The organism is Rhodococcus opacus B4, from assembly GCF_000010805.1.
Taxonomy (GTDB): Bacteria; Actinomycetota; Actinomycetes; order Mycobacteriales; family Mycobacteriaceae; genus Rhodococcus_F; species Rhodococcus_F opacus_C.
In genome coordinates this window covers 4056719-4077907 of record NC_012522.1, presented here as the reverse complement: position 1 = coordinate 4077907, position 21189 = coordinate 4056719, and the positions used below count along the sequence as shown (strand labels likewise).

Here is a 21189-nt window from a genome sequence, read left to right as displayed (position 1 = left end):
GGGGACCGGTCCTGGATAATTGCCAGAGTGAGGCCCCTCGCTGCTTCGTCCGTCGACACGGTCCTGCAGGACTATCAGCCGCGCATCCTGCGCCGCTACCTGTGGATCACGACGGCGCTGCACGTGGCCGGGTTCGTCCTGCCTCCGATGGTCGGGTTGCCGATCCGGCCGGAGACCGTCGCCGCGCGCTCGGCCGGCATCCTCCTCGGAGTGATCGCTCTCGTGGTGCTGTACCGGGGTGGGCGCAGGCCCGGACGGCGGGCCCTCCAGGTCAGCACCGCGGCGGCACTGTTCGCCACACCGATCGTGATGTCCGGCCTCATTCTCGCCGTCGCCCAATTGCTCTGCGCGATCGCGGCGACGTTCCTGGCGATGTATTTCGTCGTGTTCTACCCGAAGCTGCAGGCGAGGCTCCTCGTCGGTTCCCTCACCGCGTCGATGGTGGTCGGGGTCGTTCTCGCCCCCACCGCCTTCACCCTGGTGCCGGTCGACGTGGACACGGCGACCGTGAAGGCCGCCGTTCTCGTCGTGGCGGTCACCTGTGTGGTCGGTGCGGCCGAGATGTTCGGATCCCTGACCCGGACCCTGATCGAATCGGCCAGCACCGACGCGCTGACGGCCCTGCTCAACCGCGCCGGGTTCGAACTCGCGTTCCGGGACGCGCTCGAGGGCGCGGGCGGAAACCAGGCCTCGGTCACGCTGGTGCTCGTCGACGTCGACCAGTTCAAGTCGACCAACGACCACTACGGCCACGCCGCGGGGGATGCGGTTCTCGTCGACCTGGCGAACTACCTCGCCGGACACCTGCCGCGCGGCGCCCTGCTCGCCCGGGTCGGTGGCGACGAGTTCGTCACGTGCATGGTCGGCGAGCACCACGCCGAGCTGCCCGGGGTGATGGCGCAACTCGCGCGGCAGAGCCCCACCTCGTTCAGCTTCGGCGTGGCGTCGTGCACCGGCGAGTCCGACCCGCTCACCGCGCTCTATCGACAGGCCGACCGTGAGCTGTACAGCGCGAAGCAGCGACACCACCCACCCGACCCGCCGGCCGGCGAAGCGTCACTGCAGACGGAGTGGAACGCCTGACCGAGAGTCGTGCCGCGGGTGATTCGGCGATTCGCGCGGTCATCGAACGACGGCCCGCCGGCCGCACCCGGGTGACCATCCACACCGCCGCGACGACCAGTGCGCAGCCGGCGAACTGCCCGATGCTCGGACGCTCGTGCACGATCACGATGGAGAACAGCATCGCCAGGACCGGCTGGAGCAGCAGCAACGTGGCACCCACCTCGGCGGCGAGCCTCGGCAGGGCGAATCCGATGAGGACCCAGCCGAGCACCTGGCTGCTCAGCGACAACGCCGCCAGCCATCCCAGCGCGGGCCAGCCCGGCGTGAGGTCGACCGTTCCCCAGAGCGATCCCACCGCGGTCCCGACGACACCCGCGGCGACCGTCGACACGAACACCTGCGACGACGCCCGGTGCGCGGATCCCGCCCGGCCGATGACGAAGATGTAGATCCCGTAGGCCACGCCCGCGGCCAGCGACAGCAGGGTTCCGAGGAACAACTGGCCGCCCTCGCCGCTGCCGCCGAGAATTCCGCCGGCTAGGGCAACCCCCGCGAACAGGAACGGAACCGCTACGACGAACCGGATCGGCACCCGTGCACGGAAGACGATCCACGCCAACAGCGGCACGACGATGACCTGGACGTTGACGACGACCGTCGAGATCCCGGCACCGATCATCTGGATCGATCGCGCCCACAGCGCGAAGTCGACGCCGAGCATCATCCCGCCGAGCACCTGGGCGGCAATCACCCGGAGGGGAATGCCGCCGTGCCGCCGAAATTCCTGCAGGGCGAGAAGACCGAGGATGGGCAACGCCAGCACACACCGGAAGAACGTCGACGTGGCCGGCTCCACCTCCGACAATTTGATGAGACTGCCGGTCAGCGAAGTCGCTACCGCACCAGCCAGAACGAGCAGTCGCGGATCCACGGACGCGACGCTGAACGAGGGGCTGACGAGGGCACGGGGACGCAGACGGAGGGCAGTAGTCACACCGAGAATTCTCCGAGGCGCCAACCATTACAACAAGTGAATAGTCGTTTCATGAAAGCAGTAGCATCGCTACCATGTTGAGTTTGGATCGACTCCGCGCGCTGTGCGCTGTCGCCGAACACGGTTCGATCGGCGCCGCGGCCCGTGCCCTGCACGTCACACCGTCCGGGGTGTCGCAGCAGCTCGGCAAGTTCGAACGGGAGGTCGGCGTCCCACTCCTGGTGCCCGCGGGTCGCGGCGTTCAGCTCACCGCGGCGGGCCGGCTCCTGGCCCGCCGAGGGCAGGAAGCGATATCGCTGCTGGCCCAGGCCGAATCCGAGGTCGTCTCCCTCGATCGCGAAGTGGTGGGAGAACTACGCATCGGATCGTTCGCCTCCGCAGGCAGGGTCGTCGTGCCGACCGCGGTGGCCACGCTGCGCAGACGCCACCCTCAACTCGCGGTCAGCTACTCCGCCGGCGAGACCGAGGATCTCATTCCGGCGATCGTGCGCCGCGAACTCGACCTCGTCGTCGTCGACAGCTGGGTCACCATGCCCCTGCACCTTCCCGAAGACGCGGTGCACACCCTGGTACATCGGGACTCGGCCGATGTCGCACTGTCCCGGAACCATCCCCTCGCCTCCCGCGACCACGTCGACCTCGACGAGATCGCGGACATGCCGTGGACGACGTGGCGGAAGGGGGCGGTGTTCCACACCTGGCTGGTGCAGACGCTTCGGAACCGCGGCATCGAGCCGGACATCCGGTACGAAGCGCCCGAGTTCGCGGCGCAACTCGAATTCGTCGCACACGGACTCGCCGCCGCCCTCGTGCCGCGCCTGGCCCGCGTCTGGGTGCCGGACAACGTCGCCATCGTCCCGGTGCGTCCCGCACTCGAGCGGGAGATCTATGCGCTCCGCCGCGCCGACAACGACCGGCCCACGGTCCGCGCGGGCATCGACGCGCTGACCGAGGCCTTCGCCGGGATCGGTGCGTGACGCGCGAGCCGGAATGCCACGTCGGCGCCGGCCCGGGTGCCATCATGAGATCGGTCTTCGGCCGAACGGCGAGAGGTGTCGCGGTGAAACTTCGGGATGTGGTGAACCAGTCGCATGCGAACGCCGCCGCCACGCGGATCTACGGCGAACCCTACGAGACGACCGACGGAGCCACGATCCTCACCGTGACCAGATTTCGCGGCATCCTGGGCCCCGCGCCGGTCGGGGTCTTCGTCGTCCACGACGGCAACGTGTCGTGGGAGCCCGCCGTCGACGGCACCCGGGTAGCGCTCTTCGGCGAATTCATCGGACTGGCCGCCGCCGTGATCGCGACCCTCGCCGTCCTCCGCCGCCCTCCCTGGCCGGACCTCGTGCAAAAGGTCTGACTCGGCAGGCGGGCACCGAAGACCATGACCTGACAGAAGGCCCTACACGCGCAGGCGTTTCGGTTGCACAATGGTGGTGGGCAACCACCGGAGGTGCGCGATGAGCCAAACGTGTGCAGCGCCGATACGCCTGTGGCGTCTGGGTCCATGGAGCCGCAACCCACTCATGCGCGGATGCGACCGACTGCGATCCGCGATGGTTCTCATCGGGGTGGTTTTCGTGCTCCTGATGATTCCACTGGCCGCGGCCGTCGGAACCGAGACGTACTCGCGGCTGGACCAGCAGACCCAGGCCGAACTCGCCACCCGGCACTCGACCCCCGCCACCCTCGTGGAGGATTCCCGCACCGGGAGCGCCGGAGAGGCCCTGTCCGCCTCCCCCCAGTACCAAGCCCACGCGCGGGTGCAGTGGTCGGTGAACGGTCAGACGCACACCGCCGACGTTCCCACCGCGGCCGGAGCGAAGGCCGGCCAGACCGTTACCGTCTGGCTCGACCCGAACGGCGACCTCGTCGCCGCACCGGAGACCGGTTCGCAGAACGCGGCCACTGCGGTGAGCGTCGCGTGCGGGATCTGGGTGACGTCGACCGGCGGCTACTGCGTCCTGTTCCTGATCGTCCACTGGGTGGCCTCCCGACGCCAGCAGGCCCGGTTGACCCGCGAATGGAACGAACTCGACCGGCCTCCGGGGTGGCACGTCAGCTGACGGGCACTACCGGCCGGGTGCTCCTGCCGGCGGTTGTCCGCCACCCCCGCCCGGACCGGCCGGCGCGGACTGGGTGTTCGCCGACTTCTCGGCGACGCCGATCGTGATCGAGATGGTCATGCCGGTGGCGGGTTCGCCGGACACGGTGGCCAGTTCGGCATCCCAGCCGTCGCCGAACACGTTGTCCGAGTCGAGGGAAACCTTCGACAGGTTGGAGACGCTCGTGGCGTAGCCGGTGTCGTAGGCGAAGACCGTGGTGCACGCGTCCTGCGGCACCGCGATCTGGGACGTCAGGCGGGCGTCCTCACCGGCCACCGCCGATTCGAGCGTGTCGAACACCTCGAAGTGGATGTGCGGCCAGCGCCCGGAGTAGCAGGCCGGGAAGATCGACGTGAACGACACCTTGCCCGCCGAGTCGGCCACCTGGACGCCGCGCAGGTAGTTCTGCTCGGTGATGCCCTTGCCGTAGAGCGAGTACTCGCCGTCCCGGTCGCAGTGCCACAGGTAGACGGCCATTCCGGCGCCGGCCGCGCAGTCCTTCGTCAGGTCCTGCAGGTCGAGTTCGATCGTCGTCGCGACACCCTCCGCCGTTCCGGAGTAGGCACCGAAGCTGCTGCGGATGTCCTGACGCACGATCCCCGACTCGACCAGGACGTTCGGGCCGTTGGACCCGTCACCGGGATACGGTCCGGCCGTTTCCTGCGGCGCCGCCGCCACGCACGTGCCGTCGCTCGCCGTGTCCGCCGTGGTCGCCGCCGCGCCCGTCGTCGAGGTCGAGGACGAGGCCCCCGTGGATCCTGCCGTCGAGCAGGCGGCGAGCGCGGTCGCGCCCGCGGCGCCGAACACGAACAGGGCGCGGCGACGCGACAACATCGACTTCAGGTCGTGGCTGAGACCGCGATCGTGCTCGTGCACTTCTTCGGCGTGGTGGTGACGAGGGCTGTTCGTCATGGGGACCTCCAAGGGCTGTTCCGGGGTTGGGTCCCATACAATCGGCCCCCGGTGCGGGCACCCTGGAGATTCGCTGTGAAGTCACTGTGAGCGGGTCACAACGCTTCGGCACCGGCCGCGTTGTCGGCATCGCGGACGAGGGGGATTCCGAGCGCAGCGAGCAGCATCCGGCAGTCGTCGGCGTCGATCGAGTGGTGGGCGACGGTCCGCTGAGCTTTCCGGACGGAATCCTCGTCGAGTTCTCGCTCGCTCTCGAATATGGAAGCATCCCTGTCGGACATGGCTCCACCTTTCCTCGGCATCACCTGAATAGCCCGGAGCGAGTGCACCGAAACCGCCGCGGAGACGGCGCAATCAGGAGGTGATCTCCGAGGTGAGGATCAGCGACTGTAGGTGGCGAACAGCCGGCGGATGCTCTCGTCCCAATACTGCTGGCGGCGGCGTTCGACGGCGCGCGCACACATCGCCCACACCATGCCGAGGAGCAGGGCACTGGCCGCGAGGGTGAGGAGCACTGCCGCGACCGCGCCGCTGACGACGTCGGAGGTGGTGATCCTCGGGCCCGCCCAGTTGCCGTCCGCGTCGACGACGATGGTCTTCTCCGTGCCCGCCGGCGTTCCGGAGGGGACCTCGATGCTCTCGGTGCGCGACTCGGCGGTCCAGGGCCACGTCGCCTCGACCATCGGAGTGGTCCGGACCGAGCCGCGCGGCGACATGGTGATGGGCGCGTCGGCGCTGGTGACGGCGTTGACGATGGTGGTGGTGGCACGCTGCTGGGCAGCCCGCGCACTCTCCTGGTGCCATTGCCAGGTGCCCATCACGGCGGCGAGCACGATCGCGACACCCGCGAGTGCGGCGATGACGGACCGCAGGGTGGCCGCGTAGCGATCGACCGGTCGTGCGAACGGGTTGGACGGTCGACCCGACACCGAATACACCACGGTTGCCTTCGAGCGACCCAACACCATTCACCTCATTATTTCGTTCACGTTAAATATCTGCATCAACAGTGTCACCGCTGATCAGGCCGTAGGGAAACCCAAAACGGCAAACTTGACGAGTCTCACACTCGTGCGACACGCCCGAGAACGGAGGTCAGAGGGGTCGGGGACCACCCTTCGCCGTCCCGCCGGGAGGCACTCACCGTCCGTCGCCCCGGGCCGGCGGCGGCCCCACGACCTCGAGGTCCAGCTCGGCACGCGCCCGCGCGAACCCCTCCGCCGGGAACGCCGTGTCGCCGCCCTCGGTGTGCACGTGCGCGTCCGTCGGGGTGTTCATGTACTCGAAGAACTTCTCGAACACACCGGTGGTCAGCAGGCCGAGCATCTGGGTGTCGTGGCTGTCGAACGCGAAACTGTGGATGGTTCCGGCGGGAGCGTGGAGGAAATCGCCCTTGGTCAGGAGAATCTCCCGGCCGTTGGCGTGCAGGAGGATCCGCCCCTCGATGCAGAAGAAGTTCTCGGTGTGCTCGCGATGGAAGTGACGGGGAATGTACGCACTCTTGCCGCCCATCGTGTGCATCGCGAAGTACGTTCCGCCGGTGTTGCGGGGCCGCGCGAGATACGTGTTCAGCTGGTCGAGGCTCGCCCAGCGGTCGCCCTCGCCGGCCTGCAGCACGTAGGGCGACTCCCCTGAAGGGAGCGCCGTGCCCGTCACCGCAGGCAGGTCCTTCTTCTCCAGATCGTGGAAGCGGATACCGAACCGGTCTGCGAGTTCGGATTGCCGCGCGTCCGACATCGGCGCCGCCGCGGCGTCGAAGACGTGCGACTGGGTGACGCGGCCGGTGGCCTGCGACCACCGGTGCCCGTCGCCGACGGTGAGCCAGCTCAGGAACCGTGTTCGGTGCGCGAGCATGCGGTACGCGTACGGCGTCCCGGCCGGGACGGTGACCGAGTCGCCGGGCACGAGCAGGTGCGATTCGCCCGGCAACCACACCTGCAGCCGTCCGTCGGTGACGTACAGGAACCGGTGCTCGCGATCGTGAGCGAGGAACGGAGTCTCGATTCCCTTGCCGCCGTACACATATGCGGCACCGAATTGCCCTCCGGTGTCTTCCGGACGGGCGATGATGGTGATCAGTTGCCCGCCGAGTTCGTGGCGCTCGCCCTCACCGGCGGCCATGGCGTAGGGCACGCACCGCCCGGGGAGGACGTCGAGTTGCGGAGCGGCGGTGTGGACGTCGTCGAGGGCGGGGATGTCGAAGAGGGTCATGGGTGGGTTCCTGATTTCAGTGTGTGCGAGAAGAACGCCTCGACCGCCGCGAACGATGCGGAGGGATAGTTGTCGATGAAGGCGCGCCCGAAGTCGCTCACTGCGTGGGTCGAGGCCGGCGCGTGCGGATTTCGCTCGAGGTGTCCTTGGTCGAGGGTCTGGTCGGGGCCGAGTTCGAGAACGTGGCCGGGGTTGAAGAACCCGTGCCCGAAACCCTCGATCAGGTAGAGGACGGCGTCGTTGCCGTGCGCGACGAGCGCGTCGTACAACGCCACGCTCTGCGTGGACGGCACCAGAGTGTCGCCGAGGCCGTGCAGAATCAGAAACGGCGGCGCTCCGGGCGTCACCTGCAGTGCGGGGCTCGCGGATCGCGCCGCGTTCAACCGGTCCCGGATCGCACCGCCGAGCAGCGACGCCTCGGGAGAACAGTCCTCGGCCGGTGTCCGTTGCGCGGAGAGGTCGACGAGACCGGGCAGGTCGGTGGGCCCATAGCCGTCGACGACGGCCTGCACCGCACTGCCGACGGTCACGGGACCTTCCCCGGGCAATCGTGTTGTGGCCGAGTGCACTCCGGCCAGCGCGGCGAGATGCCCGCCGGCCGACGAGCCCCACACACCGATCCGGTCGGGGTCGATGCCGTGGTCACCGGCGTTGGCGCGGAGCCAGCGCACCGCCCGCCGGACGTCGAAGATTTGGCCGGGATGGCAGGTGCCGGGCGCGAGGCGGTAGTCGATGCTGACCATGACATAGCCGTGTCTTGCGAAGTGCTGCACCAGGTCCGGGCATGCAGCGCGGTCTTGAAGCCGCCATCCACCTCCGTGAAGCCACACGATCGCAGGCGAGGGATGCGCTGCTTCGGCGGGACGGACGAGATCGAGTAGCAGCCCGGGGGCGTACTCGACGGTGGATCGGCGGACGACGGTCGAAGCCGTGTCCAAGGGATCGAGCTCCTTCGGATGCAGGACCCGGGCCTGGGTCGCCGCTCGCGCGGTTGTAAGGCCCTTCCGTAGGTCACTGCCTGCCCAGGACTGTAGCAGCCTTCGCAACCCGGGCGGAAGAACCGGATTCGCCGTCCGCCGACGTCCGTCCACCGCGGCGGCGGTTACCCGGCGATCGCCGCGTGCATTTCCCACACGATGATCTCGGCGCCGGTATCGGTGGTCATCTGCTGTCCACCGCCACCGCTGAGCCGGACGGCGTCACCCTCGGCGAGGATGCCGACCCCCTCCAGCGAGGCTTCGCCGCGCGCGACGAAGACGTGGAGGAACGGGGAGTCGGGCAGGGTGATCGGCGCCTGGCCGGGCTGCAGCCGTGCGACATGCATTGCGGCGTACTTGTTCTTGATGCGGATCGCCGCGTGGTCGGCGTGGTCCGGCATGCCCGACGCGACAGGGACCAGTCCGCCGGAAAGCAGCTCGTGGTCGATTTCGAGTTGCTCGTAGCCGGGTGTGATCCCGGCTTCGTCGGGGACGACCCACATCTGGACGAAGTGGACGGGTTCGCTGTGCTCGTCGGCGTCGCCCTTCAGTCGCCACGAGTCATTCTTCTCCGAGTGCAGGATTCCGGTTCCCGCACTCATGCGCTGGGCGAGTCCGGGGTAGATGACGCCGGAGTGGCCCATCGAATCCTGGTGCACCAGCGAACCCTGGAGCACCCAGGTGACGATCTCCATATCCTGGTGCGGGTGGGTGTCGAAACCCTGTCCGGGGACGACGATGTCGTCGTTGTTGACCATGAGCACACCGTGGTGGGTGTTGGCCGGGTCGTAGAAGTTGCCGAACGAGAAGGAATGCTTGGAATCGAGCCAGCCCACGTTCGTCTTGAAGCGGTCGTCGGCGCGGCGGACGTCGAGGCGGGGTGAGGTGGTGGCGGCAGTCATGCGTGAATCCTTTCCAGCATTCTCACAGAACCTGTGAGCCGTACATTTCGCCGAGTGGGTCGGCGATGAGTTCGAGGCGGGCACCGTCGGGGTCGCGGAAGTACATCGACACCTCGCTGTGTTCGACGAGTTCGACGCCGGCGTCGACCAGTTTCGTGCGCAGGTGATTCCACCGGTCGGGTTCGACGCTGATCGCGATGTGGTGGAGTCCGCCGAGCACTTCCTGGTACGGGCCGATCTCGAGGCCCGGGAAGTCGAAGAACGCGAGGAGGTTGCCGTTGCCGATGTCGAAGAAGAAGTGCGAAGAACCGGGGTAGTCGCGATTCTCGATCAGTTCGGTGAGCGGGAACTCGAGGAGATCCTGATAGAACCGGACGGTGCGCTCGACGTCGCTGCTGATCAGCGCGGTGTGGTGGAGTCCGCGGGCCGAGGACGCGGGCCGCGACGACACGGGCTTCAGGTGCTCGGAGCGGATCCGGTCGCGTTGCTCGGCGAACCTCTGGGACCGCTCCTGCTCGTCTGTGGTGCTCATTGCCCGAACCTCTCTCCGCGAACCGCCGATGATTGCGCTTTCAACTATCACCACCGTACACCAAGTAGTTGCGCTGTCAACTACTTGAGATATGCTGGTCCCGTGGAACCGACCAGATGGCTCAGCGCCGAGGAACAGAACACGTGGCGCGCCTACCTGGACGCCACCCGACTGCTGCTGCAGGCGCTCGATCGACAGCTCACCCGCGACGCGGGCATCTCGTTCACCGACTTCGAACTTCTCGTCGTGCTGTCCGAGGCCCCGCAGCGACAACTGCGGATGCGCGAACTCGCCGACGCGGTCACCACGACCCGCAGTGGCGTGACCCGGGCGATCAACCGGCTGGTCGAGGCGGGCTGGGTGCGCCGACTGGAGTGCGAGGACGACAAGCGGGGAATGCTGGCCGAGCTGACCGACGCCGGCGCCGAGAAGCTCGCCGCCGCCAGCCCCGGACACGTGGCAGAGGTGCGCCGGGACATGTTCGACCTGCTCAGCCCCCGGGACGTCGCCATCCTCGGGCACGACTTCGGCGAGATGCGCGCCCACCTGCTGGAAAATCCCTGAGCCACCCACCGAAAGGCCGGTCATGAGCAGCACGTCCACGGAGAACGACTACGTCCACATCGACAAGCGGAGTCCGGCCGTTTATCAGGCGCAGATCGGCGTCGCCAAGGCCATCCGTCACGCGACCACCGAGGCCGGGATGGACCGTCGGTTCGTCGAGTTGATCAACGTGCGCGTCTCCCAGATCAACCGCTGCGCCTACTGCCTGGACGTGCACGTCGCCGCGGCGCTCGCGGCGGGCGAGACCCAGCAGCGCCTCGCGGTCCTGCCTGCGTGGCGGGAGACGACGCTGTTCTCCGAACGTGAGGTCGCGGCCCTCACCCTGGCCGAGTCGATCACCACCCTGCCGGACGCACACAGTCAGGAGGCCGACTACGCCTTCGCACGGCGATTCCTGTCCGAGCAGGAGATGTCCACGGTGAGCTGGATCGCCGTCACGATGAACGCCTTCAATCGGATCTCCATCGTCAGCCGCCATCAGGTCCGGCCGAAGCAGTAAGCGCAGCTCACCCACCCTCCAAAAGATTTTAGTTGACATCGCAACGACTTCTCTCTACCTTTGTAGTTGCAGATTCAATTACCTCGATTCGAGTGCCCGTTCACGTCAAGGAGTTTTCATGACCACCGCCACCGCCACCCTCCCCAACCTCACCGCCGGAACCTGGGCCATCGACACCGTCCACTCCACCGTCGGCTTCTCCGTCCGCCACCTCATGGTCAGCAAGGTCCGCGGCACGTTCAACGACTTCGCCGGCGCGATCACCGTCGCCGAGGACGGCACCACTGCCGTCACCGCCGAGATCCAGGTCGCGTCCATCGACACCAAGAACACCGACCGCGACGCCCACATCAAGTCCGCCGACTTCTTCGACGCCGAGCAGTTCCCCACCGCCACCTTCACCTCCACCGCCGTCCGCGCCAAGGGCGACGACTACGTGGTCGAAGGCGACTTCACCCTCCGCGGCGTCACCCGGCAGGTCGAGCTCGCCCTCGAGTTCAACGGCGTCAACCCCGGCATGGGCAACGGACCGGTCGCCGGCTTCGAAGCCACCACCGTCCTCAACCGCAAGGACTTCGGCATCACCATCGACATGCCCCTCGAAGGCGGAGGCGCCGTCGTCGGCGACAAGATCACCATCACCCTCGAGATCGAGGCCGGCCTGCAGGCCTGACCCACCCGACCACCAGCGCCCCGTCGTCCACCCGGACGACGGGGCGCGGTCGTCGTGACCGCGGCGCACCACTTTCGATCGACGTGATCCACGTCATTGTGATCTTGGACCGCCTCGAGTGACCCTGACCCCTTCGACGTCGGAGCCCGTTCGGTGTCGGCGACCGCGAAACGAAGGTGACCACATGGGTAGCGACTCCGAACTCACGTTCGCTCTCGACCTCACGCTGGACGAGGCGCGCCGGCGCAGCGCTGTCCTGGAAGCGATCGGCGAGGACTGGGATCCCGTCGCCGTCCTGGCGGAGGAAGAGCGGGCATACGACATGCTGTATTCCGGACTCGACCCCGAGCAGCAGCGCATCTACGACGAACTGGTGCAGGCGGGTGTGCTCCCGGATCGGACGGTGGGCCGTGTTGCCGATTGATCCCACCGCGGACTTCAGCCGCGGCTCCGCGGCCGATCGGCGAGTAGCTGGGTGAGCCGGTGCGCCTGGCGAAGGAGGAGTTCTCCCATTTCCCGGCGTCGTTCCTCACGGAACCGGCTTTCCACCCCGGTGATACTCAACGCCCAGGCCGGTGATCCCTGGGTGTCGAAGACGGCGGCGCCCATCCCCCAACTGCCCTCGACGAGCAGACCGGGGTTGACGGTGTAGCCGTTGAGGCGGGTCTCCGCGATGCGCTCGGCGATCTTCTCCCGGCTGTGCTGCGACCCCCACTCGCCGGTGACGTCCGCGCGTGCCAGGTAGTCGTCGATCTCGCGGTCCGGCAGGTGCGACAGGATGACCATCCCCGCCGACGCCACCCCGAGCGGAAATCGGATGCCGATGTGCAGCACGTGCGACCGCAGCGGGAAGCTGCCTTCCTCACTGGCGATGCAGACCGTTTCGTCGCCGCGACGGGCGGACAGGAACGCGCTCTCGCCGGTTTCGCGGGCGAGGTCGCGCAGGATGCCGCGGGACCGGTCGGTGATGTCGTAGCGGGCGGCGGCGAGCGATCCGAGCAGATACAACTCCGGCCCGAGCGACCATTTGCCCGACTTCAGGTCGCGGTCGACCAGCCCCTCCTCGGCGAGCGAGACGAGCAGGCGATGCACCGTGGGGCGAGCGAGACCTGTCTCGCGTGCCAGTGCGGTCGTCGAGGATCCCGACGTGTCGAGGGCGCCGATGGCCCGCAGGAGTGCGCTCACCCGTTGGATCACCTGCGGCCGCTGTACGTCGTCCATCAGCGCAGTATACGTCCACTCAGTGAACACTCTCGTCTGCGCCGTTCGAACCGCGAGCAACATGCTCGAACTCCTTGAAATGCAGGGTGTGACCCCTTTTAGTGGAGCAAAGCCCGCGCAGAGATCGTTCACTGGATGGACGAGACGTCGCGGGAAGGCGGTTTCGCCGGGTTCGGCGGCCTGAGGAAAGGATGCACATGGGATCGAGAGTGTTCGACACCCCGGAAGAAGCTGTCGCGGATGTGTCCGACGGCGCGACGATCGCCGTGGGCGGATTCGGCCTGTGCGGAATCCCCGACTCGCTGATCCGCGCGCTCGCCGACTCGGGTGTCGGGAACCTCGAGGTCTTCTCCAACAACTGCGGTGTCGACGACCACGGGCTCGGGATCCTGCTGAGCGCGCGCCAGATTCGCCGTGTCACCGCGTCGTACGTCGGCGAGAACAAGGAATTCGCCCGCCAGTATCTCTCCGGTGAGCTCGAGGTGGAACTCACCCCGCAGGGCACGCTGGCCGAACGCCTCCGCGCCGGCGGTGCGGGCATCCCCGCGTTCTTCACCCCCGCCGGCGTCGGCAGCCCGGTCGCCGACGGCGGTCTGCCCTGGCGGTACGCGGCCGACGGTTCCGTCGCGCTCGCGTCGCCCGCGAAGGAAACCCGGCAGTTCGGCGACAAGCGCTACGTCCTCGAACTCGGCATCACCGCCGACTTCGCCCTGGTCCACGCGCTGCGCGGCGACACCGCCGGCAACCTGGTCTTCGACAAGACGGCACTGAACTTCAACCCCCTCGCGGCCATGGCCGGCAAGATCACGATCGCCCAGGTCGAGGAACTCGTCCCCGCAGGCACCATCGACCCCGCCCAGGTACACCTGCCCGGAGTCTTCGTTCAGCGCATCGTCGAGACCGGCCCCCAGAACAAGCGGATCGAGAAGCGGACAGTCAGCAGCACGGAAGGAGCCACTCGATGACCGGCACCAACGGATGGACACGTGACCAGATGGCCGCCCGCGCGGCCGCGGAGATGGTCGACGGCGAATACGTCAACCTCGGCATCGGCCTGCCGACGCTCATCCCCGGATACCTCGGCACCGACGTCAACGTCACCCTCCACTCGGAGAACGGGATCCTCGGCACCGGCCCGTACCCCACCGAGGAGAACATCGACGCCGACCTGATCAACGCCGGCAAGGAAACGGTCACCGTCAACGCCGGCGCCGCGTTCTTCGATTCCGCTTTGTCGTTCGGGATGATCCGCGGCGGCCACATCGACACCGCCGTCCTCGGCGGCATGCAGGTATCCCGCACCGGCGACCTCGCCAACTGGATGGTCCCCGGCAAGATGGTCAAGGGCATGGGCGGCGCGATGGACCTCGTGCACGGGGCGAGCCGCGTCATCGTCCTCATGGAGCACACCGACCGCGACGGCAACCCCAAGATCATCGACACCTGCACCCTGCCGCTCACCGGCCAGGGCGTCGTCAATCGCATCATCACCAACCTCGCCGTCATCGACGTGGTCGGCGACGGCACCCTCGCCCTGCGTGAGGTCGCCCCCGGTGTCACCGTCGACGAGGTCGTCGCCGCCACCGGAACCCCCCTCGAGATTCGCGAATCCGCGCTCGTCTGACCGACATTCGACACGACACCAAGGACACTCCCATGACTTCACGCACCAGGTCCGTCATCGTCGCCGGGGCCCGGACCCCCGTCGGCCGGCTGACGGGTTCGCTCGCCACCCTCTCCGGATCCGATCTCGGCGGCATCGCCATCAAGGGCGCCCTCGACAAGGCCGGGGTGGCACCGGAGCTGGTGGAGTACGTGATCATGGGGCAGGTCCTCACTGCCGGTGCCGGTCAGATCCCGGCCCGGCAGGCCGCGGTCGCCGCGGGCATCCCGATGTCGGTGCCCGCCGTGACCGTCAACAAGGTGTGCCTGTCCGGTCTCGACGCCATCGCGCTCGCCGACCAGCTGATCCGCGCCGGCGAGTTCGATGTCGTCGTCGCCGGTGGGCAGGAGTCGATGTCCCAGGCGCCGCACCTGCTCCCGGGTTCCCGGGGCGGATTCAAGTACGGCGACACCACCCTCGTCGACCACCTCGCCTACGACGGCCTGTACGACATCTTCACCGACCAGGCCATGGGCGCGCTGACCGAGGACCGGAACGCGAACACCGACAAGATCGGTCGCGAGGAGCAGGACGCGTTCGCCGCGGCCTCACATCAGCGCGCCGCAGCCGCGTGGAAGAACGGACTCTTCGACGACGAGGTCGTTCCCGTGTCCATCCCGCAGCGCAAGGGCGATCCGCTCGTCGTCACCGAGGACGAGGGGATCCGCGCCGACACCACGGCCGAGTCGCTCTCGAAGCTGCGGCCCGCCTTCAGCAAGGGCGGCACCGTCACCGCCGGCTCCGCCTCGCAGATCTCCGACGGCGCCGCCGCCGTCGTGGTGATGAGCAAGGCCAAGGCCGAGGAACTCGGACTCGAATGGCTCGCGGAGATCGGCGCCCACGGCGTCGTCGCCGGACCGGATTCGACGCTGCAGCAGCAGCCCGCCAACGCCATCGAGAAGGCGTGCGCCCGTGACGGTCTCGAGCCCTCCGCCCTCGACCTCGTCGAGATCAACGAGGCCTTCGCCGCCGTCGGCATCGAGTCGACCCGGCAACTCGGGGTCGATCCGTCGCGGGTCAATGTGAACGGCGGAGCCATCGCCATCGGGCACCCGCTCGGCATGTCCGGCGCACGGGTCGTGCTGCACCTCGCGCTCGAGCTGAAGCGCCGCGGTGGTGGAACCGGCGCCGCCGCGCTGTGCGGCGGCGGCGGACAGGGCGACGCCCTGATCCTCCACGTTCCGGGAGAGTGACCTTCACTCTCGCGCAGTAGGTTTCACGTTGTCATGATCGACCCGCCGCGAGGGCGGTGACGACCGGCGCGAACATGGTGGCCTTGATCGCACCGAGCGTTCCGGCGTCCTTCCCCGCGAGCGGGGCGATCAGGTCGACGGCAGTATCGAGGACCGCACCTTCGGATGCGGTCCCGTCGACCAGTCCGCTGGCGTGAGCCTCGGTGCCGCCGTACCGGCGGCCGGTGGTCATCGCGGTGATCGCGGTCTGCGGCGTCAGCTTGGCCTGGATCAGCGCCGCCATTCCCGGCGTGAACGGAATGTGGATGTCGACCTCGGGGAAACAGTAGAACCCGCGGTCCGACCGCATCACCCGGTAGTCGTGGGCGATGCCCAGCATGGCACCGGCGCCGAACGCGTGCCCGTTGACCGCGGCCACCGTCGGCATCGGCAGCGTCAGAATCCGGCCGAACAGCGCCTGGACGCGTCCGACGTACCAGTCGGCGCGGTCGCCGTTGGCCATCAGCCAGTCCAGGTCGAGGCCGTTGGAGTAGAACTTGCCGGTGGCCGTGGTGACCAGCGCCTGTGCACCGTTCTCCTGCGCGTCGTCGAGGAGACGATCGGCGGTGTCGAGCCACTCCGGGGAGAACCGGTTTTCGTTTTCGCCGAGGTCGAGGACGGCGATCTTGTCGCGGTAGGTCAGGGTGGCGGTCATCGGGAACCTTTCGTGGTGCTGTCGTGACGTTTCCCCGGAGGCGGGGGGTCGAGTGCGAGGACGGCACGGACCGCCGCTTCCAGTCGTTGTCGCATCGCGGCGTCCGGTTTTCGCCGGGCCCGAAGCAACAGTCCGGTGGGGAGTCCGACGACGCACGCTTCGATCACTTCGACGGCGCGCCCGTCCTTGCGCCCCCACAGGGCGCGCGCCAACCGGACGAACAACTCGACGAGGACGGAATCGAGCCGCGTCAACTCGTCGGCGACGTTCTCGGGGATATCCGATCCGAGCAGTTCGTCGCGGCGCACGGTGAGCAGGAGACGCGACGACTGCGGGAACCGCTCGGCGAAGACCGCGGGGGTGTCGGCGGCCGCGACGACGGCGTCCACGGGACCGCGCCCCAGCGCCTCCTGGACCGCTTCCTGTTGCAGGTCGAGAAATCGCTGCGCGGCCCGTAGCCAGGCACGGCCGACCAACCCTCCCCGCGACCCGAACGCGTGATAGATCGCACCGTTGGACATGTCCGTGGCAGCGGCGACCGCGCGCAGGGTCACCGCGCTCGGGCCGCCCTCGACGGCCAGCCGTTCGGCAGTATCGAGCGCCTCGTCGAGATCGTGCACGCGTGGCCTGGGCATACGCCGGACAATAACAGATCATGCGTTCTATTACTCGCGGGTAGGAATCGACCGCCTGCCGTGTGTGCGCCGACCGGTGATTGGCTAGCCGTTGTGCCCCGAGTCACAATGCGTTAGCTTTGTCCGGACATAAACACATTACGTGTTCTGCACATGGAATACGTCGAGGAGATGTTCATGGCCAGCGATCTCACCCGAACTACCGCCCCGTCCCCGACTACCGACGCCCCCGGGCGCCACTCGCACAGACTCGGAATCATCGCCGTCGTCGCCACCTTCGGCGGCCTGCTCTTCGGATACGACACCGGAGTCATCAACGGCGCACTCGCACCGCTGAAGGAAGACCTCCACCTCACGTCGTTCACCGAGGGCTTCGTGGTGAGCATCCTGATCTTCGGCGCCGCACTCGGCGCTCTGGTCGGCGGCCGGATGTCCGACCGCTTCGGACGCCGGCACAACATCCTGGTTCTCGCGATCATCTTCATGATCGGCACACTCGGCTGCGTGCTGTCCCCGACGTGGGAGATACTCGCCCTGTTCCGCTTCATCCTCGGCCTCGCCGTCGGCGGCGCGTCCGCAACGGTGCCCGTCTACCTCGCCGAGATGTCTCCCGCCGACCGGCGCGGCAGCGTGGTCTCACGCAACGAGGTCATGATCGTCGTCGGACAGTTCGCCGCCTTCGTGATCAACGCCGTCATCTTCAACATCTGGGGAGAGCACGAAAGCGTTTGGCGCTTCATGCTTCTCGTCGCCGTACTTCCCGCACTCGTCCTGTTCGCCGGAATGCTGCGGATGCCGGAGAGCCCGCGCTGGCTGATGTCGCAGGACCGGGACGACGAAGCGCTCGCCGTTCTCCTCCAGGTTCGATCCCCGGAGCGGGCGCGTGCCGAGATGGAGGAGGTCCGGGCGCTCGCCGAGGAAGAAAAGCTGTCTCAGACCGGCGGTGCCGCGGACCTGTCGGTGAAGTGGATCCGCCGCCTGATCTTCATCGGCGTCGGTCTCGGCGTGTTCCAGCAGGCCACCGGCATCAACTCGGTGATGTACTACGGCACCCAACTGCTCGGCGACGCCGGATTCTCGTCCAACGCCGCCATCGTCGCGAACACCCTCAACGGCCTGTTCAGCGTGCTGGGCGTCCTCACCGGCGTCGCCCTGATCAACCGGATCGACCGCCGGAAGATGCTCATCGGCGGCTTCACCCTCACCACCACGTTCCACGTGCTCGTCGGCCTGTCCGCGTTCCTGCTGCCCGACGGCACCGTCAAGGCGTATCTCATCTTGACGTTCGTGGTGTTGTTCGTCTTCTCGATGCAGGGCACGATCGGCCCGCTGGTGTGGCTGATGCTCTCGGAGATCTTCCCACTGAAGATCCGCAGCTTCGCCATCGGTGTCTGCATCTTCGCACTTTGGATCGCCAACGCCCTTGTCGCGCTGCTCTTCCCGCCCGTCGTCGCCGCACTGGGGATCGGTGCGACCTTCTTCATCTTCGCGGGCCTCGGCGTACTGGCCCTCGTCTTCATCAAGACCCAGGTCCCGGAAACCCGCGGCCGCTCCCTCGAGGAGCTCGAAGACCAGTTCCGGCGCGAATATTCGTGACAGTCGCCGCACCGTGTCCCGTGAAAGGTTGATCCCATGACAGTGCTCGTTGCAGTGACCGATACCTCCGAAGGATCGGAAGCCCTCCTCGCCGGCAAGAAGGAAGCCGCGATGCTGGGCACCGACCTCCTGGTGGTGAACCTCTCCCTCACCGAACCCGAAGAGGTGCATACCCTCGCGGACGACGGCGTGACCGTCCTCGACCGGATCGGCCGCGGCGACCGCGATCCCGCGACCGCCGTGCTCGACCTCCTCGACGACCGGCCCGACATCGAACGCCTCGTGATCGGAGTCAAGCGCCGCAGCGCGGTCGGCAAGGCGCTTCTCGGCAGCGTGAGCCAGCGGCTCATCCTGCAATCGCCGATTCCGGTGCTCGCCGTGAAAACCCCTCAATAGAAGCCGGTTTCACTCTCCACCGCGGCTACCCCTCCGCCGGAAGGCTCCCGGGTGCCGCGGTGGAGCGGCGAACACTGAGCGTCGGCGTGTGCAGGTGGATTCGCCGCGACTGCGACGGTCGTTCCAACCGCTGCAGCAGGAACTTGGCGGCCTGCGCGCCGACCGCGAAATTGCCGTTGTTCACCGACGTCAGCGACAGATGCCGGATTCGCGCGAGATACGTGTCGTCGTATCCGACGAGCGACAGGTCGTCGGGGACTCTCAGGCCGCGGTCGTCGGCCGCCGACAACGCCCCGACGCACGTGACGTCGTTGAACGCGAGGATGGCGGTCGGCCGGGTTTCGGCGTCGAGAACACGACCGGCCGCGACGTATCCGCTCTCCTCGGTCATGCCGGCGAACTGCACCGACGCGAGGTCGCCGCACCCGGCCCCGGTCATCGCCTCGGTGAACCCGTCGCGGCGCAGGGTGCCCACCACTCCGGGACCCTGCAGGTAGGCGATCCGCCGGTGGCCGAGATTCAGTAGATGCTCGGTGGCCATCCGGGCACCGGCGATGTCGTCGTCCGCCGCGATGTCGACGTTGGGAAGACTCGGTTCGTGAGTTCCGGCGAGGACGACGGGAACGAGGGCGGCGGCCCGCTCGATCGCGGGCCCGGCGTCGGTGGTGCCCACCACCACCAACCCGTCGATCCGCTGCGACAGCAGGGTCTCGACGGTGTCCCGCCCGACGCGCTGGTCCAGATGACTGTCGGCCAGCACCGGCGCGATTCCGACGGCGTCGAGCGTCGTCGTCATCCCCTCGAGCAGTTCGACGAACCACGGGTTGCGCAGGTCGTTCAGCATCACCCCGACCGTGCCGCTGCGGGATTCGGACAGTCCGCGGGCGATGGTGTTCGGCCGGTAGTCGAGTTCCTTCATGGCCTGCGTGACCTGCTCGCGGCGTGCGGGGCTGACATTCGCCTCGCCGCGGAGCACCCGGGACACCAGCGACTTCGACACCCCGGCCCGTGCGGCCACGTCGCGAATCGTCGGTGGGCGAAACAATGGTGCGCCCGCACCCGTGCCGGGATCTGATTCGTTCACGAGGGACAGCATATGGAGCCGAAGCCGTGTTACGCTCATCACAACTGGGACCGGTCCACGCTTGTCCCTTTCGGAAGGAGCCGAGTTGAGCAAGCACGGAAGCCCGCGACTGTCCGCGGGCATGGTCGGCGGTGGTCGGGGGGCCGACATCGGCAAGACCCACCGCTACGCGATGCGCCTGGACGACCGGTACGACCTACGGGCGGGGGTCTTCGGTCGGGACGCCGCGGTGTCGACGCAGATCGCGGAGAGCCTCGGCGTGCCGGCCGAGCGCACCTACCGCGACTATCAGGAGATGGCCGAACGGGAGGCCGCCCGCGAGGACGGCGTCGACGTGGTGGCCGTGACCACGCCGAACGACAGCCACTTCGACATCGCCCGCACGTTCCTGGAGGCAGGCATCTCGGTGGTGTGCGAGAAGCCCCTCACCCGCGACTCGGAGTCGGCCGCGGAACTCGTCGCGATCGCCGAGTCTTCCGGTGCGATCCTGGCCGTCCCGCACTGCTATTCGGCCTACGCCATGGTCCGGCACGCGGCCCGGATGGTGCGCGACGGCGACCTCGGGCGGATCCGGTTCGTGACGGTGGAACACGCGTCCGGGTGGGCGGCGACGCCCCTCGAACTCGGCGAACACCGCCAGGCACGGTGGCGCACCGACCCCGACGTCGCGGGCTTCCCCAGCGTCGTCGGCGATCTCGGGACCCACGCCTTCCACCTGTTGCGGTACGTCACCGGCCTCGAGGCCACCCGCATGTCGGCCGAACTGGACACCCTCGTCCCCGGACGGCGGGTGTTCGACAACGCCACCGTGCGTCTCACCCTGTCCAACGGGGCTCCCGCGACGCTGTGGGCAAGCATGGCCGCCACCGGCAACGAGCACGGCCTGCGCATCCGGGTCTTCGGCGACACCGCGAGCGTCGAATGGCGGCACGAGGACCCGCACCACCTGACGGTCCGCGACCTCGACGGCGGCACCACGATCCTCGCGCAGGGAATGCGCACGCTGTCCGAGGACGCCACCCGGCTCACCCGCCCCGGCCTCGGGCATCCCGAGGGCTTCCTCGAGGCGTTCGCGAACTTCTACCGCGACCTCGCCGACGAACTCCGCGCCCGCCGTGACGGCGAGCCCACCACCATCGGCGATCTGTCCTTCCCCACCGGGCGCGACGGCCTGATCGGCGTCCAGTTCGTGGAGGCGACGGCCGCCTCCTCCGCCGCCGACTCCGCCTGGGTCGTCCCCGCATTCGCACACGAAAAGGTCGGTATCTGA

General features: G+C 68.0%; 26 protein-coding genes. 14 read left to right on the top strand and 12 right to left on the bottom strand.

The features are described from left to right. Nucleotides 1–27 precede the first annotated feature (27 nt). Nucleotides 28–1083: a GGDEF domain-containing protein gene (locus tag ROP_RS18655; protein ID WP_012690967.1), complete on the top strand. Its 1056-nt coding sequence runs from the start codon at nucleotides 28–30 to the stop codon at nucleotides 1081–1083. Here ROP_RS18655 and ROP_RS18650 read toward each other — a convergent pair. Next, nucleotides 971–2059: a DMT family transporter gene (locus ROP_RS18650; protein ID WP_012690966.1), complete on the bottom strand. Its 1089-nt coding sequence runs from the start codon at nucleotides 2057–2059 to the stop codon at nucleotides 971–973. The two genes, ROP_RS18655 and ROP_RS18650, sit on opposite strands and share 113 nt — an antisense overlap. A 74-nt stretch (nucleotides 2060–2133) precedes the next feature. Here ROP_RS18650 and ROP_RS18645 point away from each other — a divergent pair, with 74 nt between their 5' ends. From ROP_RS18645 to ROP_RS18635, 3 genes are all read left to right on the top strand, one after another. Further along, complete coding sequence (locus ROP_RS18645; protein ID WP_012690965.1) at nucleotides 2134–3036, top strand: LysR family transcriptional regulator; 903 nt, start codon at nucleotides 2134–2136, stop codon at nucleotides 3034–3036. A gap of 83 nt (nucleotides 3037–3119) precedes the next feature. Next, a complete protein-coding gene (locus ROP_RS18640; RefSeq protein ID WP_012690964.1) occupies nucleotides 3120–3422 on the top strand; it encodes a hypothetical protein in 303 nt (100 codons plus the stop codon). A 166-nt stretch (nucleotides 3423–3588) separates the two neighbouring features. Next, entirely contained in the window at nucleotides 3589–4128 is a 540-nt protein-coding gene (locus ROP_RS18635; protein WP_050785102.1) for an Rv1733c family protein, read from the top strand. Between the two features lie 6 nt (nucleotides 4129–4134). On the opposite strand, the gene ROP_RS18630 is transcribed toward ROP_RS18635, so the two are convergent. From ROP_RS18630 to ROP_RS18600, 7 genes are all read right to left on the bottom strand, one after another. Continuing rightward, on the bottom strand, nucleotides 4135–5079 hold the full coding sequence (locus tag ROP_RS18630) for a 3,4-dioxygenase subunit beta (protein ID WP_012690962.1): 945 nt from the start codon (nucleotides 5077–5079) through the stop codon (nucleotides 4135–4137). Between the two features lie 95 nt (nucleotides 5080–5174). Beyond that, nucleotides 5175–5360 (bottom strand): hypothetical protein, encoded by a 186-nt coding sequence (locus tag ROP_RS18625; protein WP_012690961.1) that lies wholly within the window; start codon nucleotides 5358–5360, stop codon nucleotides 5175–5177. 99 nt (nucleotides 5361–5459) lie between these two features. Further along, on the bottom strand, nucleotides 5460–6044 hold the full coding sequence (locus tag ROP_RS18620) for an Rv1733c family protein (RefSeq protein ID WP_043826674.1): 585 nt from the start codon (nucleotides 6042–6044) through the stop codon (nucleotides 5460–5462). A 175-nt stretch (nucleotides 6045–6219) separates the two neighbouring features. After that, entirely contained in the window at nucleotides 6220–7290 is a 1071-nt protein-coding gene (locus ROP_RS18615) for a quercetin 2,3-dioxygenase (RefSeq protein ID WP_012690959.1), read from the bottom strand. After that, nucleotides 7287–8228, bottom strand: a complete 942-nt coding sequence (locus tag ROP_RS18610) for an alpha/beta hydrolase (RefSeq protein WP_043824954.1) — start codon at nucleotides 8226–8228, stop codon at nucleotides 7287–7289. The genes ROP_RS18615 and ROP_RS18610 overlap by 4 nt, the downstream gene beginning before the upstream one ends. Nucleotides 8229–8392: 164 nt before the next feature. After that, complete coding sequence (locus ROP_RS18605; protein ID WP_012690957.1) at nucleotides 8393–9169, bottom strand: pirin family protein; 777 nt, start codon at nucleotides 9167–9169, stop codon at nucleotides 8393–8395. A gap of 22 nt (nucleotides 9170–9191) precedes the next feature. Then, complete coding sequence (locus ROP_RS18600) at nucleotides 9192–9701, bottom strand: VOC family protein (protein ID WP_012690956.1); 510 nt, start codon at nucleotides 9699–9701, stop codon at nucleotides 9192–9194. 102 nt (nucleotides 9702–9803) lie between these two features. On the opposite strand from ROP_RS18600, the gene ROP_RS18595 reads away from it, so the two are divergent. The 4 genes from ROP_RS18595 to ROP_RS18580 all read left to right on the top strand — a co-directional run bounded on the left by ROP_RS18595 (nucleotide 9804) and on the right by ROP_RS18580 (nucleotide 11861). Further along, nucleotides 9804–10265 carry a MarR family winged helix-turn-helix transcriptional regulator gene (locus ROP_RS18595; protein ID WP_012690955.1) on the top strand — a complete coding sequence of 154 codons (462 nt, stop codon included), beginning with the start codon at nucleotides 9804–9806 and terminating at the stop codon, nucleotides 10263–10265. 22 nt (nucleotides 10266–10287) lie between these two features. Continuing rightward, on the top strand, nucleotides 10288–10764 hold the full coding sequence (locus ROP_RS18590) for a carboxymuconolactone decarboxylase family protein (protein WP_012690954.1): 477 nt from the start codon (nucleotides 10288–10290) through the stop codon (nucleotides 10762–10764). A 118-nt stretch (nucleotides 10765–10882) separates the two neighbouring features. Then, entirely contained in the window at nucleotides 10883–11437 is a 555-nt protein-coding gene (locus ROP_RS18585; RefSeq protein ID WP_012690953.1) for a YceI family protein, read from the top strand. Between the two features lie 184 nt (nucleotides 11438–11621). Continuing rightward, nucleotides 11622–11861, top strand: coding sequence for a DUF6400 family protein (locus ROP_RS18580; RefSeq protein WP_043824953.1), 240 nt, complete (start codon nucleotides 11622–11624; stop codon nucleotides 11859–11861). Between the two features lie 14 nt (nucleotides 11862–11875). On the opposite strand, the gene ROP_RS18575 is transcribed toward ROP_RS18580, so the two are convergent. Beyond that, nucleotides 11876–12658, bottom strand: coding sequence for an IclR family transcriptional regulator (locus ROP_RS18575; RefSeq protein ID WP_043824951.1), 783 nt, complete (start codon nucleotides 12656–12658; stop codon nucleotides 11876–11878). Nucleotides 12659–12855: 197 nt separating this feature from the next. Between ROP_RS18575 and ROP_RS18570 the strand changes: the two genes are divergently transcribed. From ROP_RS18570 to ROP_RS18560, 3 genes are read left to right on the top strand one after another with little or no spacing between them, the layout of a single operon-like run. Continuing rightward, the gene (locus ROP_RS18570) at nucleotides 12856–13623 is read left to right on the top strand and encodes a CoA transferase subunit A (protein WP_012690950.1); all 768 of its coding nucleotides are present in this window, start codon (nucleotides 12856–12858) and stop codon (nucleotides 13621–13623) included. After that, on the top strand, nucleotides 13620–14282 hold the full coding sequence (locus tag ROP_RS18565) for a 3-oxoacid CoA-transferase subunit B (RefSeq protein ID WP_012690949.1): 663 nt from the start codon (nucleotides 13620–13622) through the stop codon (nucleotides 14280–14282). Before ROP_RS18570 ends, ROP_RS18565 begins: the two co-directional genes overlap by 4 nt. 32 nt (nucleotides 14283–14314) lie before the next feature. Then, entirely contained in the window at nucleotides 14315–15514 is a 1200-nt protein-coding gene (locus ROP_RS18560; protein WP_012690948.1) for an acetyl-CoA C-acetyltransferase, read from the top strand. Nucleotides 15515–15545: 31 nt separating this feature from the next. Here the strand turns inward: ROP_RS18560 and ROP_RS18555 are convergent, their stop codons facing one another. Further along, complete coding sequence (locus ROP_RS18555) at nucleotides 15546–16208, bottom strand: enoyl-CoA hydratase-related protein (protein WP_012690947.1); 663 nt, start codon at nucleotides 16206–16208, stop codon at nucleotides 15546–15548. Continuing rightward, on the bottom strand, nucleotides 16205–16843 hold the full coding sequence (locus tag ROP_RS18550) for a TetR/AcrR family transcriptional regulator (RefSeq protein WP_012690946.1): 639 nt from the start codon (nucleotides 16841–16843) through the stop codon (nucleotides 16205–16207). The genes ROP_RS18555 and ROP_RS18550 overlap by 4 nt, the downstream gene beginning before the upstream one ends. A gap of 177 nt (nucleotides 16844–17020) precedes the next feature. Here ROP_RS18550 and ROP_RS18545 point away from each other — a divergent pair, with 177 nt between their 5' ends. Together ROP_RS18545 and ROP_RS18540 are read left to right on the top strand one after the other, a co-directional pair. Beyond that, a complete protein-coding gene (locus tag ROP_RS18545; RefSeq protein ID WP_167315960.1) occupies nucleotides 17021–18439 on the top strand; it encodes a sugar porter family MFS transporter in 1419 nt (472 codons plus the stop codon). Between the two features lie 36 nt (nucleotides 18440–18475). After that, complete coding sequence (locus ROP_RS18540) at nucleotides 18476–18835, top strand: universal stress protein (protein ID WP_012690944.1); 360 nt, start codon at nucleotides 18476–18478, stop codon at nucleotides 18833–18835. Nucleotides 18836–18860: 25 nt separating this feature from the next. On the opposite strand, the gene ROP_RS18535 is transcribed toward ROP_RS18540, so the two are convergent. After that, a complete protein-coding gene (locus ROP_RS18535) occupies nucleotides 18861–19919 on the bottom strand; it encodes a LacI family DNA-binding transcriptional regulator (RefSeq protein ID WP_231868946.1) in 1059 nt (352 codons plus the stop codon). Between the two features lie 85 nt (nucleotides 19920–20004). Here ROP_RS18535 and ROP_RS18530 point away from each other — a divergent pair, with 85 nt between their 5' ends. Continuing rightward, nucleotides 20005–21189: a Gfo/Idh/MocA family protein gene (locus tag ROP_RS18530; protein ID WP_043824949.1), complete on the top strand. Its 1185-nt coding sequence runs from the start codon at nucleotides 20005–20007 to the stop codon at nucleotides 21187–21189.